Origin of the sequence: Leifsonia sp. NPDC056824, assembly GCF_042789575.1 — a bacterium.
Classification (GTDB): Bacteria; Actinomycetota; Actinomycetes; order Actinomycetales; family Microbacteriaceae; genus Leifsonia.
The window spans coordinates 422,804-445,568 of sequence record NZ_JBHUAV010000003.1 but is presented as its reverse complement, the minus strand read 5'-3'; the positions used below and the strand labels follow the sequence as shown (position 1 = coordinate 445,568).

General features: G+C 70.6%; 21 protein-coding genes and 1 tRNA gene. 3 read left to right on the top strand and 19 right to left on the bottom strand.

Going from position 1 to position 22,765, the window contains the following annotated elements; translation table 11 throughout:
• Positions 1-13: 13 nt before the first annotated feature.
• Entirely contained in the window at positions 14-2,644 is a 2,631-nt protein-coding gene (locus ACFRFH_RS14925) for an ATP-binding protein (protein ID WP_382463775.1), read from the top strand.
• Here ACFRFH_RS14925 and ACFRFH_RS14920 read toward each other — a convergent pair.
• The 18 genes from ACFRFH_RS14920 to tyrS all read right to left on the bottom strand — a co-directional run bounded on the left by ACFRFH_RS14920 (position 2,641) and on the right by tyrS (position 20,532).
• Positions 2,641-3,456, bottom strand: coding sequence for a hypothetical protein (locus tag ACFRFH_RS14920; RefSeq protein WP_382463774.1), 816 nt, complete (start codon positions 3,454-3,456; stop codon positions 2,641-2,643). The two genes, ACFRFH_RS14925 and ACFRFH_RS14920, sit on opposite strands and share 4 nt — an antisense overlap.
• 436 nt (positions 3,457-3,892) lie before the next feature.
• A tRNA-Pro gene (locus tag ACFRFH_RS14915) sits at positions 3,893-3,966 on the bottom strand.
• A 96-nt stretch (positions 3,967-4,062) separates the two neighbouring features.
• Positions 4,063-5,568 carry a ribosome biogenesis GTPase Der gene (gene der / locus ACFRFH_RS14910; RefSeq protein WP_382463773.1) on the bottom strand — a complete coding sequence of 502 codons (1,506 nt, stop codon included), beginning with the start codon at positions 5,566-5,568 and terminating at the stop codon, positions 4,063-4,065.
• Complete coding sequence (gene cmk / locus ACFRFH_RS14905; protein ID WP_382463772.1) at positions 5,561-6,238, bottom strand: (d)CMP kinase; 678 nt, start codon at positions 6,236-6,238, stop codon at positions 5,561-5,563. The genes der and cmk overlap by 8 nt, the downstream gene beginning before the upstream one ends.
• The gene (locus ACFRFH_RS14900; protein WP_382463771.1) at positions 6,235-7,323 is read right to left on the bottom strand and encodes a prephenate dehydrogenase; all 1,089 of its coding nucleotides are present in this window, start codon (positions 7,321-7,323) and stop codon (positions 6,235-6,237) included. The genes cmk and ACFRFH_RS14900 overlap by 4 nt, the downstream gene beginning before the upstream one ends.
• 30 nt (positions 7,324-7,353) lie before the next feature.
• Entirely contained in the window at positions 7,354-8,100 is a 747-nt protein-coding gene (locus ACFRFH_RS14895) for a pseudouridine synthase (protein ID WP_382463770.1), read from the bottom strand.
• On the bottom strand, positions 8,090-8,704 hold the full coding sequence (locus tag ACFRFH_RS14890) for an SMC-Scp complex subunit ScpB (protein WP_382463769.1): 615 nt from the start codon (positions 8,702-8,704) through the stop codon (positions 8,090-8,092). The genes ACFRFH_RS14895 and ACFRFH_RS14890 overlap by 11 nt, the downstream gene beginning before the upstream one ends.
• Complete coding sequence (locus tag ACFRFH_RS14885) at positions 8,694-9,575, bottom strand: segregation and condensation protein A (RefSeq protein ID WP_382463768.1); 882 nt, start codon at positions 9,573-9,575, stop codon at positions 8,694-8,696. The genes ACFRFH_RS14890 and ACFRFH_RS14885 overlap by 11 nt, the downstream gene beginning before the upstream one ends.
• Positions 9,559-10,458 carry a ParA family protein gene (locus ACFRFH_RS14880; RefSeq protein ID WP_382463767.1) on the bottom strand — a complete coding sequence of 300 codons (900 nt, stop codon included), beginning with the start codon at positions 10,456-10,458 and terminating at the stop codon, positions 9,559-9,561. Before ACFRFH_RS14880 ends, ACFRFH_RS14885 begins: the two co-directional genes overlap by 17 nt.
• A gap of 139 nt (positions 10,459-10,597) precedes the next feature.
• On the bottom strand, positions 10,598-11,503 hold the full coding sequence (gene xerD, locus ACFRFH_RS14875; protein WP_382463766.1) for a site-specific tyrosine recombinase XerD: 906 nt from the start codon (positions 11,501-11,503) through the stop codon (positions 10,598-10,600).
• Entirely contained in the window at positions 11,500-12,168 is a 669-nt protein-coding gene (locus ACFRFH_RS14870) for an NUDIX domain-containing protein (RefSeq protein ID WP_382463765.1), read from the bottom strand. Before ACFRFH_RS14870 ends, xerD begins: the two co-directional genes overlap by 4 nt.
• Positions 12,168-13,925: a CTP synthase gene (locus ACFRFH_RS14865; RefSeq protein ID WP_382463849.1), complete on the bottom strand. Its 1,758-nt coding sequence runs from the start codon at positions 13,923-13,925 to the stop codon at positions 12,168-12,170. Before ACFRFH_RS14865 ends, ACFRFH_RS14870 begins: the two co-directional genes overlap by 1 nt.
• A gap of 52 nt (positions 13,926-13,977) precedes the next feature.
• A complete protein-coding gene (gene recN / locus ACFRFH_RS14860) occupies positions 13,978-15,696 on the bottom strand; it encodes a DNA repair protein RecN (protein WP_382463848.1) in 1,719 nt (572 codons plus the stop codon).
• Between the two features lie 58 nt (positions 15,697-15,754).
• Positions 15,755-16,681, bottom strand: coding sequence for an NAD kinase (locus ACFRFH_RS14855; protein ID WP_382463764.1), 927 nt, complete (start codon positions 16,679-16,681; stop codon positions 15,755-15,757).
• 102 nt (positions 16,682-16,783) lie between these two features.
• A complete protein-coding gene (locus ACFRFH_RS14850) occupies positions 16,784-18,100 on the bottom strand; it encodes a hypothetical protein (protein ID WP_382463763.1) in 1,317 nt (438 codons plus the stop codon).
• 100 nt (positions 18,101-18,200) lie between these two features.
• On the bottom strand, positions 18,201-18,992 hold the full coding sequence (locus ACFRFH_RS14845; RefSeq protein WP_382463762.1) for a TlyA family RNA methyltransferase: 792 nt from the start codon (positions 18,990-18,992) through the stop codon (positions 18,201-18,203).
• Positions 18,985-19,173, bottom strand: a complete 189-nt coding sequence (locus ACFRFH_RS14840) for a hypothetical protein (RefSeq protein WP_382463761.1) — start codon at positions 19,171-19,173, stop codon at positions 18,985-18,987. The genes ACFRFH_RS14845 and ACFRFH_RS14840 overlap by 8 nt, the downstream gene beginning before the upstream one ends.
• 27 nt (positions 19,174-19,200) lie before the next feature.
• Positions 19,201-20,532 carry a tyrosine--tRNA ligase gene (tyrS, locus tag ACFRFH_RS14835; protein ID WP_382463760.1) on the bottom strand — a complete coding sequence of 444 codons (1,332 nt, stop codon included), beginning with the start codon at positions 20,530-20,532 and terminating at the stop codon, positions 19,201-19,203.
• A 168-nt stretch (positions 20,533-20,700) separates the two neighbouring features.
• Here tyrS and ACFRFH_RS14830 point away from each other — a divergent pair, with 168 nt between their 5' ends.
• Complete coding sequence (locus ACFRFH_RS14830; protein ID WP_382463759.1) at positions 20,701-21,327, top strand: DNA-binding protein; 627 nt, start codon at positions 20,701-20,703, stop codon at positions 21,325-21,327.
• The gene (locus ACFRFH_RS14825) at positions 21,324-21,923 is read left to right on the top strand and encodes a hypothetical protein (protein WP_382463758.1); all 600 of its coding nucleotides are present in this window, start codon (positions 21,324-21,326) and stop codon (positions 21,921-21,923) included. The genes ACFRFH_RS14830 and ACFRFH_RS14825 overlap by 4 nt, the downstream gene beginning before the upstream one ends.
• A 112-nt stretch (positions 21,924-22,035) precedes the next feature.
• Here the strand turns inward: ACFRFH_RS14825 and ACFRFH_RS14820 are convergent, their stop codons facing one another.
• Positions 22,036-22,665: a DNA-3-methyladenine glycosylase gene (locus tag ACFRFH_RS14820; protein WP_382463757.1), complete on the bottom strand. Its 630-nt coding sequence runs from the start codon at positions 22,663-22,665 to the stop codon at positions 22,036-22,038.
• Positions 22,666-22,765 lie beyond the last annotated feature (100 nt).

The window sequence follows — 22,765 nt, the reverse complement described above, 5'->3', positions numbered from 1 at the left end:
GATACTTTCGTCCATGAGCGGCGCGGAACGCTCGATTCGCACGCCGGATCAACGGTTGCGGGTATTTGTCAGCTCGACTCTCAAGGAACTTGCCGAGGAGCGCCGAGCAGTTCGCGCTGCGGTCAATCGGCTCCACCTGGCGCCAGTCCTATTCGAACTCGGCGCGCGACCACACCCGCCCCGAGACCTCTACCGCGCATACCTGGAACAAAGCGACGTATTCGTCGGACTGTACTGGGAGCGGTATGGCTGGGTCGCACCCGGTGAGGAGGTGTCCGGCCTAGAGGATGAGTACACCCTCACTCCACCAGGTCTCCCCAAACTCATTTACATCAAGGAACCGGCCGACGCGCGTGAGCCCCGGCTAAAGGATCTTCTGATCCGCATCCGCGATGACGACACCACGTCGTTCAAGTATTTCTCGTCCCCTTCGGAACTCGCGAAGCTCGTGGAAGCGGACCTTGCCACCCTGCTTGCCGAGCGCTTTGACGAGAGCCGGACTGCGTTGACGAGCGACACGGTAACTTCCGCCCCTGCGAAGGCGTTCGACGGACCCGTCTCTGAGCTACCCGCGGTGCTGACGGAGCTGATCGGTCGGGACGTGGACGTCGAGGTACTCCTGCGGATGCTCGTTGATGGAGCGCGTCTCGTGACGCTGACGGGTCCGGGCGGAATCGGAAAGACCCGGCTCGGGATCGAGGTAGCGCGGTCCTGGTCCCAGGCATCCGGGGAGCGGGCCGTCTTCGTGCCACTCGCACCGGTCCGCGACCCAGACCTGGTGCCAATGGCGATCGCTCAGGCAATCGGATTGCGGGACGCCGGGGAAAGATCGATCGTCGAGGACCTGGCACTGGCGCTTCAGGTGCGTCCGGTCCTTCTCGTTCTCGACAACTTCGAGCAGGTAGTCGCCGCGGCGCCAACGGTCGCCCAGATCCTCGGCGAGGTGCCGACATTGAAGGTGCTCGCCACAAGCCGAACGCTGCTCCGGGTGAACGGTGAGCGCAGCTTCGGCGTGGGATCCCTGAGTCTGCCCCACGTATCGGCTTCGACAGAACCCGACGAGGTTGCATCGAGCTCGGCAGGGTCCTTGTTCGTGGAGCGTGCGCGCGCGGTCAAACCCAGCTTCGAACTCAACAGCGGCAACGCGCAGGCCGTTGCAGAAATCTGCCTTGCGCTCGACGGGGTTCCGCTCGCTCTCGAACTAGCGGCCGCGCGGACCCGAATAATGTCACCGGAATCATTGCGCGAACGACTCGACCACTCGCTTGCGGTGCTCATCGGCGGCCCGCGGGACCTTCCAACGCGTCAGCAGACTCTTCGCAAAACGATCGAGTGGAGCGCTGAATTGCTCGATGCGGAGCCTCGCCGAATGCTGTCGAGGATCAGTGTCTTCCCCGGAGGCTTTTCGCTGGAGGCCGCGCAGGCCGTCGCGGTCGATTCAGCGGACCTCGACGCGATCGATCTGCTGAGCGACCTAGTCGACAGCAGCTTGGTCAGCGAGCAGGACCGGGAGGACTCGACCTGGTTTGCCATGCTCGCGACCGTGCGCGAATACGCCATCGAGCAGCTCACCGGTGACGAGCTGGCCGAGCTTCGAGAGCGTCAGGCGAGCTACTACTGCCAACTGGCCGCTCGGATGAAGTCCGATCTCGAAGGACCTCGCCAGCGGGAGCTCTTCCAGCGGCTTAACGACGAACGGGACAACCTGCGGACGGTTGCACGGTTCCTACTCGACTCCGGAAGTTTCGACCGGGCCGCGGACCTGGCCTGGGCGCTCTTCGTCTACTGGTGGGTAATCGGAGATCTGGGCGAGGTCCGCCGCTGGGCTGACGAAATGCTGGAATCGGCGGAGGCCCTCAGCACGCGAACGCGAGCGATCGCAACCTACTTCGCGTCTCTGATCGGCTTCTGGCAGAACGCGGACACGAGGGCGAAAGCGCGTGCCGAAGAGAGCGCGGAACTATTTCGCAGGTGCGCTGACCCCGAGGGCGAAGGTTCGGCGTTGACCGCCCTCGGAATCACGATCATCGCCCAAGGACGTACCGACCTTTCCCAAGCCGCAGAAGCCTTCGAGAAGGCCCTCCGACTGTTTCACCAAAGCGGGCACCAATGGGGCGAAAGCCTCGCTCTCATCACTGTGGGTCGAATCGCCTTGGCGCGCGGAGAGCCCCAAGAAGCGCTTGAACGCTTTGAGGAAAGCCTCGCTCTAACCCGGGAACGACACGACCAGTTCAACGAGGGCATCGCTATCGACCACACGGCGTGGGCACACCTGGCACTAGGTCAGCCCGAGCTCGCCGCAGCTGAATTCAACTCCGCTCTCGGCATGTCGGAGGCTTTGGGTCACAACGAAGGAATCGCGTACGGGCTTGAAGCAATGGCTGTCATTGCAGCTTTGAAGGGCGAACCCGAACGTGCCGGAAAACTGCTCGGCGCAAGCGACAGCCTCAGGGTTCAAACCGGGCTGCGCAATTCCCTCTCCCAGGTCCTGTACCAACCATTCATTGACCAGATGGTCGCTCAGGGCGGGGCGAAGGAGTTCGAGTGGGGCCTCGTTCTTGGGCGCGATCTCGACACCACGGAAGCAGTGGCGTACGCGCATGAGACCAGTAGAGGCGTCGAAGGCGGCGTGGTTCGCGGCTAGGTGCCCAGGACGACGATCCGGGTCTGGACCGGCGGTGACGCTGGCGCGTGGGTGGTCGGGTCGCCGAGGAAGAACTGGCTGATGGTCGCACCGGCGGCGACGAGCCCGGTCATGTCAGCGCTGCGGGTGATCGTCTGGCCGCCGTCGAGTTGCGGGTCCTGAATGTTCGTCTGCGAGCACACGGTGGTGCCGGCGATAACCACGCATGGCAGGCCACCCGGGCCGCCCCACTGGGTGCCTGGCGACTGGACGCTGGTCGTCGTGAACGTAATGACGCAGTGGGCGGCGGTGCAGGAGTACAGGTCGTTGATGGTGCTCCACGTCGGGGCGTCGTAGGCGGGGAACCCAGAGACTTCGCCGTCCCCGCCTTGGGTTTGTATCGCCGTCCAGAACGCGGCGGCGGCCGCCTGCGCCTTCTGATCCCACCCAGCCTTGTCGGTGGCGTCCTGCCCTTTCGCAGCGGCTACCGCTGCCGCTTTCGCTGCTGCTGCCTTCGCGGCGGCGTCCTTCACAGCCTGCGCTTTCGCCGCCGCGTCCGCCTGAGCCTTCACGGCGGCCGCGTGACGCACCGCCACTACTTGCTGCTCGTGTGCGGCCGCCTGCGCTTGAACACCAGCGAACACGGCGACGCCGACGACCAGTGCGAGAACAGCCCCGGCGGCGATCCATGCCGGACGGCGCCGCCACCACACGGTCGAAGTCACGGGTGCGGGCGCGAGTTCGGCACCGCAATCCGTGCAGAACCGACCATTCTGGCCGGCGGAACCGCAGTCGCGGCAGAACGAGCCAGAGGCTGCGATAGTGTCAGTCACTTCACGAGGCTATGGGCGGGCGGTCCGCCCCTCAAGACACGCATTCGCGGGGCACAGCGCTGCGCCGTCTCGTCGCGATCGCGCTGGGCCATGTCGCCCGGGGCATGTCCTCCGGGACGGCGGCCGCGGTGACGGCATTAGGTTTCCCCGGCAGTTGTTCCAGTGCATCTTCCCGTCGACAGCCGGAGTCTTCCCGATTCGGGCTAGGAGAGGCATGGCTGCGGGTGGTCGAAGCACTAGTACATGGAGCGTTCTCCACGCCCGTCGCTAGGCTGCGCCCCACCCGCTACCCCAAACGCCGTCGCTCGCAAAGCGAGTGACGTCGCCCGGGGCCCCTCGCGGGCGGGGACCCCAATAGTCAGTGCGAGTTCTGAAAAAGCCGGAGGGGCACGGGGTCGCATTGCGACCTTCGTGCCCCTCCGGCTTTTTCAGAACGTCGGGCTGACAGGATTTGAACCTGCGACCCCTTGACCCCCAGTCAAGTGCGCTACCAAGCTGCGCCACAGCCCGTTGCCGTCCCGCCCAGGCCGTGAGAGCGCCAAGCAAGACAACTCGTCTATCTTAGCGTGTCGGCGAGGCCGGTCGTGACCAAGCCGAACGCCATGGCTAGCGCTTGCGCTTCTCCCGCACGCGCATGTTGAGGACGATCGGGCTGCCCTCGAAGCCGTAGACCTCGCGGAGGCGGCGGATGATGTAGCGGCGGTAGCCCGGGTCGAGGAACCCGGTGGTGAAGGCCACGAATGTCGGCGGCCGACTGGTGGCCTGGGTGCCGAACAGGATGCGCGGCTGCTTGCCGCCGCGGACCGGGTGCGGGTGCGCCGCGGTGAGCTCGGCGAGGAAGGCGTTGAACTTGCCGGTCGGGATGCGGGTGTCCCATGACTCGAGCGCCAGCTCCAGGGCAGGGACCAGCTTCTCCAGGTGGCGGCCGGTGCGGGCGGAGATGTTCACGCGCGGCGCCCAGGAGACGTGTGCGAGGTCCTGCTCGATCTCGCGCTCCAGGTAGCGGCGGCGGTCGTCGTCCAGCAGGTCCCACTTGTTGAACGCCAGCACGAGCGCGCGGCCGGACTCCAGCACGAGGTCGATGATGCGGACGTCCTGCTCGCTGATCGGCTGCGACACGTCGAGCACGACGACGGCGACCTCCGCCTTCTCCAGCGCGGTGGAGGTGCGCAGCGACGCGTAGAAGTCGGCGCCCTGTTGCAGGTGCACGCGGCGGCGGATGCCGGCGGTGTCCACGAAGCGCCAGACCTTGCCGCCCAGCTCGACTTGCTCGTCCACGGGGTCGCGGGTGGTGCCGGCGAGCTCGTTGACGACCACGCGCTCCTCCCCCGCCGCCTTGTTGAGCAGAGAGGACTTGCCGACGTTCGGGCGGCCGACGATCGCGACCCGGCGGGGTCCGCCGACCTCGCGCTTGGCGACCGCGGAGACCTCGGGCAGCGCCTTCAGGAGCTGGTCCAGCAGGTCCGCGACACCGCGGCCGTGCAGGGCCGAGACCGGCCAGGGCTCGCCGAGGCCGAGCGACCACAGCTCGGTTGCGTACGGCTCCTGGCGGGCGTCGTCCACCTTGTTGGCGGCGAGGAAGACCGGCTTGTCGGTCTTGCGGAGCAGTCGGACCACATGCTCGTCGGTCGCGGTCGCTCCGACGGTCGCGTCCACGACGAAGAGCACGGCGTCGGCGAGGTCGATCGCGACCTCGGCCTGGGCGGCGACGGACGCGTCGATGCCGCGGGCATCCGGCTCCCAGCCGCCGGTGTCGACCAGCGTGAAGCGGCGGCCGTTCCACTCCGCCTGGTACGAGACCCGGTCGCGCGTGACGCCGGGGGTGTCCTCCACGACGGCCTCACGACGGCCCAGGATGCGGTTGACGAGCGCCGACTTGCCCACGTTCGGGCGGCCGACGATGGCCAGCACCGGCAGCGCGGGGAGGTAGGTGATCGCGTCGGGGTCCTCGGTGACGGCGCCGAGGAGGTCGAGGTCGGTGTCGTCGAGCTCGTACTCCTCCAGCCCGGTGCGGAGGGCGGCGGCGCGCTGCACCGCGAGGTTCTCGTCGAGGTCCGCGAGGCGCTCGACGAGGTCGTCGGCGCCTGTCGGCTCGTTGTCGATGTCAGACATGGGTCTCTTTCTGTACGACCGCGATGACCGCGTCGACGGTCTGGTCGAAGTCGAGGTCGGTGGAGTCGACGGTGGTCACGCCGTCTGCGGCGTTCATGAAGTCCACGACCCGGGAGTCGGCCGCGTCGCGTCTGCGGAGGGCCTCACCGACATGGGAGGCGGAATGGTCGGCCAGCTCAGCGGAACGCCTGGCAATTCTAACCTCTTCGTCGGCGGTGAGCAGGATGCGCACCTGGGCGTCCGGGCAGACGATGGTGGTGATGTCGCGTCCCTCCACCACGATGCCGCGCTTCTCGGTGCGGGAGACGATGGAGCGGAACAGCCCGGTGAGGAAGTCCCGCACCTCCGCCACGCGTGCGATGGCGCTGACCACGGCGGTGACCTCCGGCTCGCGGATGGCCTCGGTGACGTCGCGGTCGCCGACGAAGACGTGGTACGTGTCCGGGTCGGTGCCGATGCGGTAGTCGAAGTCCGGGAGGGCGTCGATCACGGCGGCGGAGTCTGTGGGGTCGAGCCGGCGCTGCACCACGAACCAGCTCAGCGCGCGGTAGGCGGCCCCGGTGTCCAGGTACGACCAGCCGAGCGTTCGGGCGGCCGCCTTGGAGACGGACGACTTGCCGCTCCCGGCCGGCCCGTCGACGGCGACGACGATGGGGTTGGTGTCGGTCATCCGGCGATCCTCCAGCCGCGGTCGGTCAGGTCGGTCACGGTGCGCTGCCACACCTCGGGGAGCACGGCGATCTCCGCCAGGCCGAAGGCGGCGCCCGGCGAGTGCTCCAGGCGCAGGTCCTCCAGGTTCACATCGAGCTCACCCAGCTCGGCGAGGAGGCGCGCGAGCTCGCCCGGCCGGTCGTCCACCATGACGACGAGGCTGGAGAAGCGCTTGTCCTGGCCGTGCTTGCCCGGCAGCCGGGAGACACCCAGGTTGCCTCCGGCGATCTCCTCGGCGATGGTGCGGCGGGAGCCGGCGGCGTCCACGTCGTCCAGCGCCGTGAGCACCCGGTCGAGGTCGTCGCGGTAGTCCCGCAGGATCTGCACGACCGCGGGCGCGTTGGCGCCGAGGATCTGCACCCACAGCTCCGGCTCGCTGCCGGCGATACGCGTGACGTCGCGCACGCCCTGGCCGGCGAGGCCGAGCGCGGCGTCGGTGGAGGCCGCGAGCCGCTTCGCCATCAGCGACGAGACGATCTGGGGCGTGTGCGAGACGAGCGCGACGGCGGCGTCGTGGTCGGCGGCGGCCATCTCGACGGGCGTCGCGCCGAGGTCGAGGATGAGCGCCTCCACCAGGTTGACCGAGGCGCGCGCGTTCTCGGGCCGGGCGGCGACCACCCACGGGCGGCCGATGAACAGGTCGGCACGCGCGGCGCTGGGGCCGCCGCGCTCCCGGCCCGCGAGGGGATGCGATCCGACGTAGCGGGAGAGGTCGACGCCGGTCGCGACCAGCTCGGCGAGCGGCTGGCCCTTCACGCTCGCGACGTCGGTGACGACGGCGGCGGGATGCGCGGCCAGTTCATCGGCGACGACGCGTGAGACGAGGTCGGGCGGCACGGCCACCACGATCAGTGCGGGCTCGGCTCCGCCGTCGTCCGGGCGGCCCGCGCCGTAGTCGGCGGCGAGGCGCAGGTGGGCGGGCGAGGCGTCGGCGAGCAGCACGTCCACGCCGCGGGCGCGCAGCCCGAGCCCGACGGACGCCCCGAGCAGTCCGGCGCCGACCACGCGGACGGGTCCGGCGAGGCGGGAGGCGGAATCAGTCACGGATCAACCTTAGCCGGGGCCGAAACGGGCTCACTGCCGCGAGATCGTCAGCAGCGCCCCCAGCTCCTCCTTGGTCAGGTCGCGCATCGCGCCCACCTTCAGCGTGCCGAGGTGCAGCGGCCCGAACTGGCGCCGCACGAGCTCGATCACGGGATGGCCGACCTCCGCCATCATCCGGCGGACGATGCGGTTGCGGCCCGAGTGCAGGGTGATCTCCACGAGGCTGTCGCCGCCGCCCGACCGCGACTGCAACAGGCGCGCCTTGTCGGCGGCGATCGGCCCGTCCTCCAGTTCGACGCCCTTGGTCAGGCGCGCGATCGTCTGGGGTGCGACCGTGCCGCGCACGCGCGCGATATAGGTCTTGGTCACGCCGAAGCTGGGATGCGCGAGCACATGCGCGAGCTCGCCGTCGTTCGTCAGGATGAGCAGGCCAGAGGTCTCGGCGTCCAGACGACCGACGTTGAACAGCCGCTCCGGGTAGTCCGCCGTGAACCGCGACAGGTCGGGTCGGCCCTGCTCGTCGCGCATCGAGCTCACCACGCCGACCGGCTTGTTGAGCATCACGTAGCGCCGCGACGTGTCGAGCTGCACAGCGGTGCCGTCGACGGCGACGCGGTCGGTCGCGGGGTCGACGCGGCGGCCCAGCTCGGTGACCACCTGGCCGTTCACGGTGACCCGGCCGGCGGCGATCAGGTCCTCCGACACCCGCCGGGAGGCCACCCCGGCCGCGGCCATGACCTTCTGCAGGCGCTCGCCCTGCGGAGCCTCAGCGGACATCGTCGAACCCTTCCGCGCCGTCGGCCAGCAGCGGCGAGATCTTCGGCAGCTCCTCGATGGAGTTGATGCCGAGCTGGGTGAGCAGGAGGTCGGTGGTGCCGTAGTTGATCGCGCCGGTCTCGCTGTCGGTGAACAGCTCGGTGATGAGGCCGCGGCCGGCCAGCGTGCGCACCACCGAGTCCACGTTGACGGCGCGGATGGAGGCGATGGCACCGCGGCTGATCGGCTGCTTGTAGGCGATCACCGCGAGGGTCTCCAGCGCCGCCTGCGACAGCCGGGTGGGGTTCTGCTGGAGGACGTAGCCGGAGACGACGGCGTCGAACTCCGGCCGCACATAGACCCGCCAGCCGCCGCCGACCTCCCGCAGCTCGAAGCCGCGGCGCACGCCGGGCGTGCCACCGGGGCCGCTCTCGCCGTCGAAATCGGCCACCAGTGCGTCGACCGCCGCGCGCACGCGCTTCACGGGCGCGCCCACCGCCGTCGCGAGCGTCACCAGGCTCATCGGCTCGTCGGCGACCATGAGGATGGCCTCCAGCGCGCGCTCGATCTGCGCGTCCTCGACCCTGGCCGGCTCCGTCTCCAGCTCGGTTCCGTCAACCGTCATAGTCCGCTCCCAAGTTCGACAGGTTCTCCTCCGACCAGTGCTCCGCCGTCCAGCGCAGCGTCAGCTCGCCCAGCGGCTCGACCTGCTCGAACGCGATGGCCGCGTGCCGGTACAGCTCGAGCACGGCGAGGAACCGCGCGATCACGACGCCCTTCTGCTCCGCGCCGGCCACGAGCTGCCGGAACGACAACGGCTCGCCGGCGCGCAGCATCCCGACGACCACGGCAGCCTGCTCGCGGATGCTGACCAGCGGCGCGTGCAGGTGGTCCAGGCCGACGACGGGGATCTCGCGCGGCGTCATCGCCAGCGTGGCGAGGGCCGCGAAGTCCTCGGCGGTCAGCGTCCAGACGAGCTCGGGCGTGCGCTGGCGGTACTTGTCCTCCAGCCGCACCGTGCGCGCGTGCCGCGAGCTCTCGGCGTCGAGGTGCGCGGCGAACCACGTCGACGCCTCCTTGAACGCGCGGTACTGCAGCAGGCGCGCGAACAGCAGGTCGCGCGCCTCCAGCAGCGCGACGTCCTCGGCGTCGACCAGCTCGCCCTGCGGCAGGAGGCCGGCGATCTTGAGGTCGAGCAGCGTCGCCGCCACGAGCAGGAACTCGCTCGCCTCGTCCAGGCTCTCGTCGGCGTCGAGGCGGCGCAGGTAGGCGATGAACTCGTCCGTGACCCGGCTCAGCGAGATCTCGGTGATGTCCAGCTCATGCTTGGAGATCAGCGACAGCAGCAGGTCGAAGGGCCCCTCGAACTCCCCCACCGCAACCCGAAACCCCTGCCCGCCGAGGGGCACGTTGTTGTCACTTTCGGCGCCCGGAAGTGACAACGACGTGCCCTTCGGGGTCATGGTGTTCGAGGGGTCGTCAGGCGACGGCGCCACGGTGGATCAGTTCCCTCGCGAGCTGGCGGTAGGCCTCCGCCGCCTGGTGCTCGGGCGCGAACTGCGTGATCGGCGTGGCCGCGACCGAGGCGTCCGGGAACTTCACCGTGCGCGAGATCACCGTTTCGAGCACGCGGTCGCCGAACGCGTCGACGACGCGCTCCAGCACCTCGCGCGAGTGCAGCGTGCGGGAGTCGTACATGGTCGCGAGGATGCCGTCGAGCTCGATCGCCGGGTTGAGCCGCTCGCGCACCTTGTCGATGGTCTCGATGAGCAGGGCGACGCCGCGCAGGGCGAAGTACTCGCACTCCAGCGGGATGAGCACGCCGTGGCTCGCGGTCAGTGCGTTGACGGTGAGGATGCCGAGCGACGGCTGGCAGTCGATGAGGATGACGTCGTAGTCGGCCGACACCTTGCGCAGCACGCCGGCGAGGATCTGCTCACGCGCCACCTCGTTGACCAAGTGCACCTCGGCGGCCGAGAGGTCGATGTTCGCCGGGATGATGTCCAGCCCCGGCACGCCGGTGGTCTGGATGGCCTCCCGAACGTCCGCGTTGCGGTTCAGCAGCAGGTCGTAGATCGTCGTCACGTCGTGGGTCTGCGCGCCGAGCCCGGCCGAGAGCGCGCCCTGCGGGTCGAAGTCGATCGCGAGCACCTTGCGGCCGTAATCGGCCAGCGTCGCGCCCAGGTTGATGGAGGTGGTGGTCTTGCCGACCCCGCCCTTCTGGTTGCACAGCGCCACGACCTTGGCGGGCCCGTGCTGGGCGAGCTCGGCGGGTACGGGGAATGTGCGCAGCGGGCGTCCGGTTGGTCCGAGCGGTGCGGCGATGGATGCGGTGTCCATGCCGGGAAGCTCCGTCCTGACCTCGTCGTTGCGCGTCACCTGGCTGATCCTCGTCCCTCTCGATCGTCGGCCGTTCACGGCCTGTTCACGGGCTCCATCCTATCCGCGCCCACCCCGCTCCGCGGGCCGTGGCCGCGGCGGGTCCGCAGGGCTGTGCCCACGATTCGGCAGGCTGCGCCTACCGCGCCCGCGGATGAGCCGTCGCGTACACATCCCGCAGCGCGTCCGCCGTCACCAGCGTGTAGATCTGCGTCGTCGCCACCGACGAGTGGCCCAGCAGCTCCTGCACCACTCGGACGTCAGCTCCGCCCGCCAGCAGGTGGGTGGCGAACGAGTGCCGGAGCGTGTGCGGCGAGACCTCGACGCCGAGCTGGGCGCGCTCGGCGGCGGCCCGGATGATCAGCCAGACGTTCTGCCGCGACAGCCGCGCGCCGCGCATCCCGAGGAACAGCGCGGGCGTCGCCCTCCCCCGCGCCGACAGCACGGGGCGCGCCCGCACCAGGTAGGCGGCGATCGCGACCTGCGCGAAGCTGCCGAGCGGCACGATCCGCTGCTTGGCGCCCTTGCCGGTGAGCCGCACCACGTCGGTGTCGATCACGTCGTCGACGTTGAGGCCGACCGCCTCGCTGACGCGCGCGCCGGTCGCGTACATCAGCTCCAGCAGCGCCTTGTCGCGGAGGTGGTCCAGCTCGTCGCCGTCCGTGGCCGCCAGCAGGGCGGCGACCTGGTCGACGGTGATCGCTTTCGGCAGGGTGCTCGGCAGCTTCGGCGGGCGGATGTCGCGGGCCGCGTCCACCTCCACGCGGCCCTCCTCCAGCAGGAACCGGTGGAAGCCGCGCACGGTCGACAGCATCCGGGCGAGGGAGGCCGCGGTCAACGGCGACTCCTCGCGCGAGCCCAGGTGGGCGAGGTAGGTCGAGACGGTCACCGGCTGGACCTCGCGGATGTCGCCGACGCCCTCGCCGTCCAGCCAGACCGTGTAGACCGTGAGGTCGCGCCGGTACGCGGCGACGGTGTTCGCCGAGAGGCCGCGCTCGATGGCGACGTGCCTCAGGAAGGCGTCCGCGTCCGCCGCGACGGTCATCCCGCTGCGCTCTGCCCGGCGGTCTCGGCCTCGACCGCGGCCAGCTTGTGGTGGCTCGGCCAGGGCGCGTCGGCGGCGCCGAGGCTCGCCCAGCCCTTCTCGCGGGCGACCCGCGCGGCGAGCACCGCGATGATCAAGATCGAGTTGTGGACGCGCCGCTCGAGCACCGCGTCGACCGCCTCCTCCAGCGGCACCCACGCCACCTCGATGTCGGCCTCCTCCGCCTCGCGCTCGAACGCCTCGGCGGTGGCCCGCACCCCGCGCGCCAGGTAGACGCGGATGGCCTCGTCGTTGCCGCCGGGGCTCGTGAAGACGTCGGTCAGCACGTTCCAGCGATCGGCCTCGAGGTCGGCCTCCTCGGCCAGCTCGCGCTGCGCCCCGATCAGCGGGTCCTCGCCGCGGATGTCGAGGAGTCCGGCCGGGACCTCCCAGTCGCGGTACCGCACGGGATGCCGGTACTGCTTGATCAGCAGCACGCGGTCCTGGTCGTCCAGCGCGAGCACCGCGACGGCGCCCGTGTGGTCGACGTACTCGCGGGTGATCTCCTCGCCGTTGTAGCGGAAGGTGTCGCGCCGCACGTCCCAGATCTTGCCGTCGAAGGGCACCTCCGACGAGACGATCTCCGGACGGAACGGCTCGTCGCGGAACGCGCCGCCGTCCGCCATCAGGCGTCCGCGCCGACTTCGACCGCGCCGACCGCGGCGCCGACCTCGTCGTCCGCCGCGACCTCGAACAGGAGGCTGGCCTTCTGCCGTTCGAGCGCGGCGCCGACGAGCCCGGCGAACAGCGGGTGCGCGTTGTTCGGGCGCGACCGCAGCTCCGGGTGGGCCTGGGTGCCGATGTAGAACGGGTGCACGTCGCGCGGCAGCTCGACGTACTCGACCAGGTGGCCGTCCGGCGACGTGCCGGAGAACCAGAGGCCGGCGTCGGCGATCTGCTCGCGGTAGTTGTTGTTGACCTCGTAGCGGTGGCGGTGGCGCTCGCTGGCCTCCGGAGCGCCGTACAGGTCGGCCGCGAGCGAGCCCTCGGCGAGGACCGCCGGGTACAGGCCGAGGCGCATGGTGCCGCCCAGGTCGCCGCCGGCGATGATCTCGACCTGCTCGGCCATTGTGGCGATCACCGGGAACTCGGTCTCCGGGTCGAACTCCGAGGACGACGCTCCGGCGAGGCCCGCCTCGTGGCGCGCGTACTCGATCACCATGCACTGCAGGCCCAGGCACAGGCCGAGCGCGGGGATGCCGTTCTCGCGGGCGAACTTCAGCGCGCCCACCTTGCCCTCGATGCCGCGAACGCCGAACCCGCCGGGCACGCAGATCGCGTCGACGTCGCCGAGCTGTGCGGCGGCGCCCTCCGGGGTCTGGCACTCGTCGGACGGGATCCACTTGAGCTTCACCTTGGTGCGGTGGGCGAAGCCGCCCGCGCGCAGCGCCTCGGTGACCGACAGGTAGGCGTCGGGGAGGTCGATGTACTTGCCGACCAGGCCGATCGTGACCTCGTGCTTGGGGTCGTGCACGGCCTCCAGGAGGCGCGCCCAGCCGTGCCAGTCGACGTCGGCGGCCTTGTCGAGGCCGAGCTGGTCGATGATGTATGCGTCCAGGCCCTGCTCGTGCAGCATGGTCGGGATGTCGTAGATGCTCGGGACGTCCACCGCGTTGACGACGGCCTGCTCGTCCACGTCGCACATCAGCGCGATCTTGCGCTTGTTCGACTCGGACACCGGCCGGTCGCTGCGCAGCACGAGCGCGTCCGGCTGGATGCCGATGGAGCGCAGCGCCGCGACGGAGTGCTGGGTGGGCTTGGTCTTCTGCTCGCCGGAGGCGTTCATGTACGGCACGAGCGAGACGTGCACGAAGAAGCAGTTCTTGCGGCCGAGCTCGTGGCGCACCTGGCGCGCGGACTCGATGAACGGCTGCGACTCGATGTCGCCGACCGTGCCGCCGATCTCGGTGATGATGACGTCCGGCGCGGGCTCGCCGTCCGGTCCCGGCTGGGCCTGGAGGCGCATCCGGCGCTTGATCTCGTCGGTGATGTGCGGGATGACCTGGACGGTGTCGCCCAGGTACTCGCCGCGGCGCTCCTTGGCGATCACGTTCGAGTAGATCTGGCCGGTGGTGACGTTCGCCGACTGGGAGAGGTTGATGTCGAGGAAGCGCTCGTAGTGGCCGATGTCGAGGTCGGTCTCCGCGCCGTCGTCCGTGACGAAGACCTCGCCGTGCTGGAACGGGTTCATCGTCCCCGGGTCCACGTTGAGGTACGGGTCGAGCTTCTGCATGACCACGCGGAGACCGCGGGCTGTCAGGAGGTTTCCGAGGGAGGCGGCCGTGAGGCCCTTCCCCAACGAAGAAACGACACCACCGGTCACGAAGATGTGCTTGGTAGTGCCGTTTTTGCTGTTGGTCTGAGCCGCGTCTGAATTATCCACCACGGGCTTGCAGCTTATCACCTGCTGCGGGGTGTCCCGCGCGTGTCGCGACTCAGCGTGCGGACGCGGCCATGTCCACGAGCTCGCGCGCGTGCGTGAGCCCGCTCTCGGAGTCGGGCAGGCCGGACAGCAGCCGCGCCATCTCCGCGATCCGCTCCTCCCCGTCGAGCCGGCGGACGCTGGAGGCCGTGACCGCCCCGTCGTTGCCCTTGACGACCGTGAGGTGGTTGTTCGCGAACGCCGCCACCTGCGCGAGGTGCGTCACGACGATCACCTGCGCGCTCTGGGCGAGTCGCGCGAGCCGGCGGCCGATCTCGATGGCCGAGGCGCCGCCGACGCCGGCGTCCACTTCGTCGAAGATGAAGGTCGGCACCGGGTCGGTCGCCGCGATGACGACCTCGATGGCGAGCATGACGCGCGAGAGCTCTCCACCGGACGCGCCCTTGCCGAGCGGCCTCGGCTCCGCGCCCGGGTGCGGGCGCAGCAGGATCGCGACCTGGTCGCGGCCGCTGGCCGTGTAGCTCTGCGGGTCGGCCTCGTCGCGCTGGGTGACCTCCACGACCACGCGGGCGTCCGGCATGGCGAGGGCGGACAGCTCGTCGGAGACCGCGGCGGCGAGGCGCTCGGCGGCGACCCGGCGACGTTCGCTGAGGTCGGCGGCGAGCTCCATCACGAGCGCCTTGTCAGCCGCCACCTCGTCCGTGAGCTCCTGGATGCGGTCGGCGTCGCCGTCGAGCTCCAGCAGCCGCAGGCTTCCGGTCTCCAGGGTGCTGATCACGTCGTCCAGGGTCGGCCCGTACTTGCGGACGAGCGTGGACAGCTCCGCCCGGCGCTCCTGGACTGCCTCCAGCTCACGGGAGCCGTCGGTGTCGAGCGTGGCGAGGTAGGTGGAGAGCTGGGCGGCGATGTCGGAGGCCAGGTAGCTGAGGTTGGCGACGGCCTCCACGGTCGGGGCGAGCTCGGCGTCGTGAGGCGCGACGCGCTCGACCTGGCGGCGCGCGGCCTCCAGGAGGCCGACCACGTCGGGCTCCTCGGACTCCTCTGCCGAGAGCAGCTCGCGGGCGCCGGAGGCGGCGAGCCGCAGGTCTTCGAGGTTGGTCAGCCGTTCGGCGCGCTCGCCCAGCTCGTCGTCCTCGCCCGGCTGCGGCGCGACGGCCTCGATCTCGGCCATCGCGACCCGGAGGTCGTCGGCCTCCCGCGCGCGCCTGTCCCGGTCGGCGAGGAGCTCGTCCAGCTCGGTCGCGTTGTCGCGCCAGCGGTGGAACACCTGCACGTAGCCGTCGAGCGCTCCCGCGAGGTCGGGCCCGGCGAAGCGGTCGAGCGCCTCGCGCTGGGCCACGGCCGATCGCAGCCGGAGCTGGTCGGACTGGCCGTGCACGACGACGAGCTGCTCCCCGAGCTCGCTCAGCACGCTCACCGGCGCGCTGCGGCCGCCGACCACGGCGCGCGACCGGCCCTCGGCGGACACCGAGCGGCTCAGCACGAGCTCCGCCGCGCCGTCGCCGAGCGGGTCGACGTCGCCGCCGGCGTCGCGGACGCGCTCCACGACCTCCCCCGGCTCCTCGACGCGCCAGCGGCCCTCGACCCAGGCCTGGGCGCTGCCGAGCCGGACGGCGCCGGTGTCGGCGCGCTCGCCCAGCAGGAGGCCGAGTGCCGAGACGACCATCGTCTTGCCCGCGCCGGTCTCGCCGGTGATCGCGGTGAACCCGGGACCGAGCGGCAGCGCGGCCTCGGCGATGACGCCGAGGTCGCGGATGGAGATCTCGTCGATGCCGCCGCGTGGCGCGGTGTTTTGCGTGCGTCCCGCCGCGGTGCGGGTGGTAGAGCGCTCAGTCACGTCCGGCCGGCCCCCGCCATCCGGTGACCGGAAGGTCGAACTTGTGCACGAGCCGGTCGGTGAACGGCCCGGGGTGCAGGCGCGCCAGGCGCACCGGGATGGGCGAGCGCCGCACGACGACGCGCGAGCCGCGCGGCAGGTCGAACGCACGGCGGCCGTCGCACCAGAGGATGCCCTCCCCGCCCGCGCGGTCCAGCAGCTCGATCGCGAGCGACGAGTCGGCGTCGACCACGAGCGGCCGTGAGAACAGGGCGTGCGCGCTGAGCGGCACGAGCAGCAGCGCGGCGACGCCGGGCCAGACCACCGGTCCGCCTGCCGAGAAGGAGTAGGCGGTGGACCCGGTGGGCGTCGACATCACGACACCGTCGCAGCCGAAGCTCGACATCGGCCGCCCGTCGACCTCGATGACGACCTCGAGCATCCGCTCCCTGCTGGCCTTCTCGACGGTCGCCTCGTTGAGCGCCCAGCTCTCGTAGACGACCTCCTTGCCGACCTTGACGCGCGCGGAGAGCGTCATGCGCTCCTCCACCTCGTAATCCTTCGCGAGCCCGCGCGCGACGGCGATCTCGAGGTCGTCGCGCTCGCTCTCGGCGAGGAAGCCCACATGCCCGAGGTTGACGCCGAGCAGCGGAGCCGTGCAGCCCCGCACCAGCTCGGCCGCGCGCAGGATGGTGCCGTCGCCGCCGAGAACGATCACCAGCTCGAGGTCGCTCGCCTGCACTTCGTCGCCGAGCACGGCGACAGCGTCAAGGCCCGGCTCCGCCGCGAGCAGATCGCGCCGCTCGTCCTCGCTGAGCACCGGCACGACGCCCGCGCTGATGAGCTGCCGGCACACCTGCACGCCGGCGTCGAGGGAGTCCTGACGACCGGTGTGCGCGACGACGAGAATGTATCGCTGCGCGTCACCCGATGCCGCCACGTCGCCTCCCTCTGCCATCGCCCGGTTCCGGGCCGTCCCACCATTCTGTCGGTTTTCGGTCGGGGATGTGCTGGGGACGGGGAGATTGTGGAGAACGTTCACTCAGGAGGCGGGTGTGCGGACAGCTTCATCGCCCGGCCGCGGTCCGGGGCGCTTCACGGTGCCGTGCAGTTCGCGCAAGCGCGTGCGCACGGCCACGAGCTGCACCGCGATGACAGCGAGCTCGGCGAGGAGCTGCCCGGCGAGCGCGCCCGTACCGGCGAAGAACAGAGCCCCCAGGAAGATCGCGGGCATGCCGACCGCCGCCCCGACCACGGCAGAGCGCGCAGTGGCGGACAGCCGCCCGAGGGCGACCAGGAGCACCACTCCCGTGGACATGCTGAGGCAGATCACCGTCACGTTCGCGCCGGCGATCGCCGCTGCCAGGGGCGGGACGCGCACGGTCCCGACGAAGACGATCTGCGCGGCGGGCTCCGCCAGGAAGGCGAAGCCGACCCCGGCGAGCACGCCGATTCCCGAGCTGATGAGGGCCGCGCGGATGGCACGCTCGATCCTCCTGGCCGGATCGGGCTCGCGGCCCACCCAGCCCTTCAGCACGTACTGCTGGGTGACCAAGACCTGCTGGAACATTCGCTTGAGCCTGTCGACCGACGCGTACAGCAAGGTGGCGTCGACCGAGCCGAGCGTCGCGACGGTCGTTCCGAGCGAGAGGTACACCGACGAGAAGATGTTGGTGGTCAGAGCGTGACCCTGCATCCTCACTACCGCGATGATCCGTCGCGGCCCGAGAGCCACCAGGTCAGCGGGTCTCGTTCCCAGCACCATCGCAGCCACGAGCGGCGCGCTCACGGCCGCGATCAGGAGGGCGATCGGATAGGCGAGGACCGTCCACCCCGCCGAGATCGCGACCGCCGAGGCCGCCACCAGGACGGTGCGCGGGAGCACATCGGTAAGGAGGAAGAGGCGCGGTCGCATCATCCCGATGAAGATCCAGCCCGCCCCCAGCACCGCCAATCCGCTCACGATCGACACCAGCGCCGCGAGCACGGCGAACCGCGGGGCGAGGGTCGCGGAGAGCGGGGCTGCGATGGCTAAAGCGGGCACAGCGACCGCGCTCTTGGTGACCAGCGACGTGGCGAAGGCGCGGGCACGGTTCCTGTCCGACATCCTGGCCACGCGCTGACTTCCGCTCAGACCCCACCCGAGTTCCACCACCACTCCGGCGGTGCCCCCCAGCGACTGCCCGAGCGCGATCGCCGCCCAGGCTCCGCCGCCGTGGGTCGCGGTGATGGCCGGGAGAGCCAGCAGCGGCGATACGGCGTTCAGCACCGGGATGGCGAGATAGCCGATGAAAGCCACGAACAGCGCCCGCCCCTGGACGGCACGGGTTCGCCACGAGGCGACGCGGGCGGAGCTCATCCGATGACTGTAAGGCCGGGCACAGCGGCGACATGTCGGATATCACTCTGCGGCCGAAATGATCGCCCGAGAATTCACCGCTCAGCGACGGGCGCACTACTCACGCAGTGATGTCCCGAACCGTCTCCAACCACCTCGTCGGGTTGCTTCCACGCTCGCTCAGGTGCACCAGCGCCTCCTGGTTGCCGTGCGACCCGGCGATCGGCGAGGCGATCGCGCCTGCGGTGCCGAGCCCCAGGTCCCACGCGCTCCAGAGCACGCCGCCGACCGCGTCGGCGCGCAGCCCGGCGTCGCGGACGATCCCTTCTCGGATGCCGCCCCGCCCGACTTCGAACTGCGGTTTGACGAGGAGGACGAAGTCCGCGCCCGGGGCAGCGAGGTCACGCAGGGCGGGGAGCACCTGGGTGAGGGAGATGAACGACAGGTCGGCGACGACGAGTTCCGGACGCAGGTCGGGTCCGACGAGGCGGCCGAACGACTCGCGGGTCAGCTCCCGGACGTTCACACCCTCGTACGAGAAGAGGCGTTCCTCCAGAGCGAGTTCTGGCGCGAGCTGACCGTGGCCCACGTCGACCGCGAGAACCAGCCGTGCGCCCCGCTCAAGCAACACCTGGCTGAACCCTCCGGTGGATGCTCCGGCGTCGAGCGCCGTGCGGCCCTCGACGGCGACGCGGAAGGTGTCCAGGGCCGCGATCAGCTTGTGCGCACCGCGGCTCACGTAGTGGTCCGCGCCGGCGACGGCGAGCTCCTGGTCGTCGCCCACCTTCGTGGACGCGCGCACCACTGGTCTGCCGTCGACCGTCACCAGACCGCCCGCGATCAAAGTGGCGGCGTGGGTCCGCGACCGCGCCAGTCCGCGCGCGGCGAGTGCGACATCCAGCCGTTCAGGCATGCCGCGGAGCGTCGGCGCCTTCGAGCCGGGCGGACAGCTCCTGGTGCAGGGCGAGGTACGACTCCGCACGCGTGTTCAGCGGCTGCTCCTCGATCACTTCCAACGGCGTCAGGAGGCCGTCCGAGGCCGTCTCGGCCCCGTCCGGTCCGCCCCTGTCGGCCGATCCCGTCTGGCTCTGCATGTCCGTCACCCTACCGTCGCTCCCCCACTACTCCACGAACACCCCGCTGAGCGTCTTCTTCCCGCGCCGCAGCACGACCATCCCGCCCGGGAGCAGGTGGTCCCCCACGGCCGCCTCCGCGTCCTCCACCTTCGCGTTGTTCACGTAAACCCCGCCTTGGGCGACCGCGCGGCGGGCCTCGCCGAGGCTCTTGGTGAGCTCGGTGTCGACCAGGGCCTGGGCGATCGTGGTGGAGGAGGCCGTCGTCGTGTTGGGGAGTTCGCGGAGCGCCGACTCTAGCGTGCCGCGGTCCTGGCCGGTCAGGTCGCCCTGGCCGAAGAGTGCCTCGGACGCCGCGATGACGGCCTCGGTCGCCTCCGCGCCGTGGATGAGCGCCGTCACCTCGTAGGCCAGCGTGCGCTGGGCTTCGCGGCGGAACGGCTCCTCGGCGACCGCGCGCGCGAGGCGCTCGATCTCGGTGCGGTGGAGGAAGGTGAAGACCTTGAGGCGGTCGATCACGTCGGCGTCGTCGGCGTTGAGCCAGAACTGGTAGATCGCGTATGGACTGGTGAAGCTCGCGTCCAGCCAGATCGCGTTGCCCTCGCTCTTGCCGAACTTCGTGCCGTCGCTGTTCGTGATCAGCGGGGTGCCGATGGCGTGGCCGTGGACGCCCTCCACCTTGCGGATCAGGTCGGTGCCGCTGGTGAGGTTGCCCCACTGGTCGCTGCCGCCGGTCTGCAGCACGCAGCCGTACTGCCGGTAGAGCTCCAGGAAGTCCATGCCCTGCAGGATCTGGTAGCTGAACTCGGTGTACGAGATGCCCTCGTCGGAGTTGAGGCGGGCGGCGACGGCGTCCTTCTTGAGCATCGTGCCGACGCGGAAGTGCTTGCCGATCTCGCGCAGGAAGTCGATCGCCGAGAGCGGCGCCGTCCAGTCGAGGTTGTTGACCAGGCGGACGGCGTTGTCGCCCTCCGACGACAGGAAGCGCGTGACCTGCTGCTGGAGGTAGCCGACCCACTCGGAGACGGTCTCCTTGGTGTTCAGCGTGCGCTCAGCGGTGGGCCGCGGGTCCCCGATGAGGCCCGTCGAGCCGCCGACGAGGCCGAGCGGCTGGTGGCCGGCGAGCTGGAGGCGACGCATGGTCAGGAGCTGCACGAGGTTGCCGAGGTGCAGGCTCGGCGCGGTCGGGTCGAAGCCGCAGTAGTACGTGATCGGGTCGCCGGAGAGGAGCTGCTTGAGGGCGGCCTCGTCGGTGGAGACGTGGACGAGTCCGCGCCACTTCAGCTCGTCCCAAACGTCGTCGAAGGAGGGGTCGTTGGTCTGCGCTGCGAGCCTCTGCTCTGCGCTGCTCCGGTCTGCTGCTGCGGCGGTATCTGGCACTCCCACAGAGTAGCAGCGGCGGTCCTTCCGCCCCGTCCGACGATCAGGTCTACAGGCCTGATGAGGGTTGAATCAGGTCTCAGGACCTGATAGTGTGCGAATCAGGTTCACAGCCCTGATGTTCGCGCCCCGCCTCACCCGTTCCGGAGCGCAGCCCGAGGAGGTCCCATGTTCGTCGTCACCGCCGACCAGGTCGACAGCCGCAGCCGGCCCGACATCGTCGCGCCGACGCTCGCCGCGCTGAACGAGCGCTACGGCGAGCGGCTCGCGCTCCCCGCCGACCGGAACGCCGGCGACGAGCTCCAGGCGCTCACCGCCGACGCCGCCACCGCCCTCGACATCGTCACCACGCTCGCGCGCGGCGACGCGTGGAGCGTCGGCCTCGGCATCGGCGACGTGCGCTCTCCGCTCCCCGGCGCCACGCGCGAGGCCAGCGGCGACGCCTTCGTCGCCGCCCGCGCCGCGGTCACCCGCGCCAAGCGCACGCCGCTGCGCTTCGCCGCGGAGGCGGTCGCCGCGCCGGAGGCCGCCGCCGACGTCGAGGCGCTCGTCGGCCTCCTCCTGACGCAGCGGGCGGCCCGCAGCGAGGCCGGCTGGGAGCTCTACGACCTCGTCGCCGCGGGGCTGACCCAGGCGGAGGCCGGCGCGCGGCTCGGCATCACCCCGCAGTCGGCGAACGACCGCGCCCGTGCCGCCGGCCTGCGCGCCGACCTTGCGGCCCAGCCGGCCCTGGTTAGGCTGTTGGGGACCGCCGACGCAGCCCAGCAGTCGGCCGAACGACCGGAGGATGGATGACGTCCCTGCCCGTGCCGCAGCTCCTCGTCGCCGTCTTGCCGATCATTCTGTGGGCGCTCGCGCTGATCAGCGCCATCGCCGCGGTGTGCTGCATGATCGCCACGCTCCGCACGCCGCGCCGGCCGCTGGTCTACACCGCGGTCGGGCTGCTCGGGCTCGCGTTCCTCCTGGTCGCGCTCCCCCAGCACGGCGCTCCCCTGGTCTTCCGGGTGCTCATCGGCGTCGTCGCGCTCGCGCTCAGCGTCGTCGGCGGCGGACCGGCCGCGCAGCTCGCCCTCGCACTCGCGACACGGAGCACGTCGGTGCCCGGCGTCCACGGCGGCATCGTCGTGCACGACAGGGTCAGCGGGCTTGAGGAGACGCGCGAGGTGCTGCGCGGAGGGACGACGATCGGCTACCTGGAGCGCTTCGCGACCACCGGCTCGATCATGGCGGGCTTCCCCGAGGCGCTCGGCGTGATCATCGCGATCAAGGGCGTCGGGCGGTTCACCGAGCTGGAGGCCCCGGAGGCGCGCGAGCGGTTCATCATCGGCACCCTCGTCAGCCTGATCTGGGCCTGCGTCTGCGCCGGCCTCTTCCGCTTCGCCGTCGCCTGACCCGCTCCCACCCGCCCCTCTCCCACCCTCCCGCTTCGCCGAGGGGCACGTTGTTGTCACTTTCGGGCGCGAAAAGTGACAACGACGTGCCCCTCGGCGGCTGGGAATGGGGTCAGGCGTGGGATTTGGGGTGGCGCTTGTACGGGGAGACGGTGGGATCGCCGGGGAGCCAGTAGCGCCACGGGAAGGTGACGCTGCCTCCGGCGCCGGAGACGCCCGTGCGCGGACCGGTCTCGTACGCCGGCTGCTCGTCGGGTAGCCGGAGGTCGAACGGCGGCGCGAGCACGTCGGAGCCGTTCTCGGACAGCAGGATGCCCGCGGCGACGACCAAGCGCGCAGGCCCGCGCGCCAGGTCGCGCGCCGGGACGGTACGGCCGGTCGGGCCGCCGCGCCGGTGCGACGCGAGGTCGGCGCCTTCCACGACCTCCCCCGCCCGCAGCAGCACCGCCGATGACTCCCCCTCGGGCGAGCACACCACGTTCGCGCAGACGTGCATCCCGTACGTGAAGTACGTGTACAGGTGGCCGGGCGGGCCGTACATCACCGCGTTTCTTTTGGTGCGGCCGCGGAAGGAGTGCGAGCCGGGGTCGACGCCGTCGCCGACGTAGGCCTCCACCTCGGTGATGCGGATGGCGACGACGCCCTCTTCCGTCTCGTGGCGGAGCACCGCGCCGAGCAGCTTCGGCGCGACCTCGAGCGCTGACGCGGTGAACACGTCGCGCCCGGGCCGGTGGAGGGTCATCCGGCTCAGAAGATCCGGCCGCCGGCCAGGACGGTCACGATGAGCCCGACCACGATCACCGCGACCGCCACGACGACGATCAGCGGGATGACCCAGCCCG

What these genes read in the sequence shown, in the direction of transcription:
- cmk (WP_382463772.1), bottom strand. Translation starts at nt 6,238, where the DNA reads ATGACCGACACCAACCCCATCGTCGTCGCCGTCGACGGGCCGGCCGGG.
- ACFRFH_RS14840 (WP_382463761.1), bottom strand. Translation starts at nt 19,173, where the DNA reads ATGCAGAGCCAGACGGGATCGGCCGACAGGGGCGGACCGGACGGGGCC.
- xerD (WP_382463766.1), bottom strand. Translation starts at nt 11,503, where the DNA reads ATGACCGTCGCGGCGGACGCGGACGCCTTCCTGAGGCACGTCGCCATC.
- ACFRFH_RS14890 (WP_382463769.1), bottom strand. Translation starts at nt 8,704, where the DNA reads ATGACGGTTGACGGAACCGAGCTGGAGACGGAGCCGGCCAGGGTCGAG.
- ACFRFH_RS14925 (WP_382463775.1), top strand. Translation starts at nt 14, where the DNA reads ATGAGCGGCGCGGAACGCTCGATTCGCACGCCGGATCAACGGTTGCGG.
- ACFRFH_RS14820 (WP_382463757.1), bottom strand. Translation starts at nt 22,665, where the DNA reads ATGACCCTCCACCGGCCCGGGCGCGACGTGTTCACCGCGTCAGCGCTC.
- ACFRFH_RS14830 (WP_382463759.1), top strand. Translation starts at nt 20,701, where the DNA reads ATGTTCGTCGTCACCGCCGACCAGGTCGACAGCCGCAGCCGGCCCGAC.
- ACFRFH_RS14895 (WP_382463770.1), bottom strand. Translation starts at nt 8,100, where the DNA reads ATGTCCGCTGAGGCTCCGCAGGGCGAGCGCCTGCAGAAGGTCATGGCC.
- ACFRFH_RS14845 (WP_382463762.1), bottom strand. Translation starts at nt 18,992, where the DNA reads ATGCCTGAACGGCTGGATGTCGCACTCGCCGCGCGCGGACTGGCGCGG.
- ACFRFH_RS14870 (WP_382463765.1), bottom strand. Translation starts at nt 12,168, where the DNA reads ATGGCGGACGGCGGCGCGTTCCGCGACGAGCCGTTCCGTCCGGAGATC.
- der (WP_382463773.1), bottom strand. Translation starts at nt 5,568, where the DNA reads ATGTCTGACATCGACAACGAGCCGACAGGCGCCGACGACCTCGTCGAG.
- ACFRFH_RS14825 (WP_382463758.1), top strand. Translation starts at nt 21,324, where the DNA reads ATGACGTCCCTGCCCGTGCCGCAGCTCCTCGTCGCCGTCTTGCCGATC.
- ACFRFH_RS14850 (WP_382463763.1), bottom strand. Translation starts at nt 18,100, where the DNA reads ATGAGCTCCGCCCGCGTCGCCTCGTGGCGAACCCGTGCCGTCCAGGGG.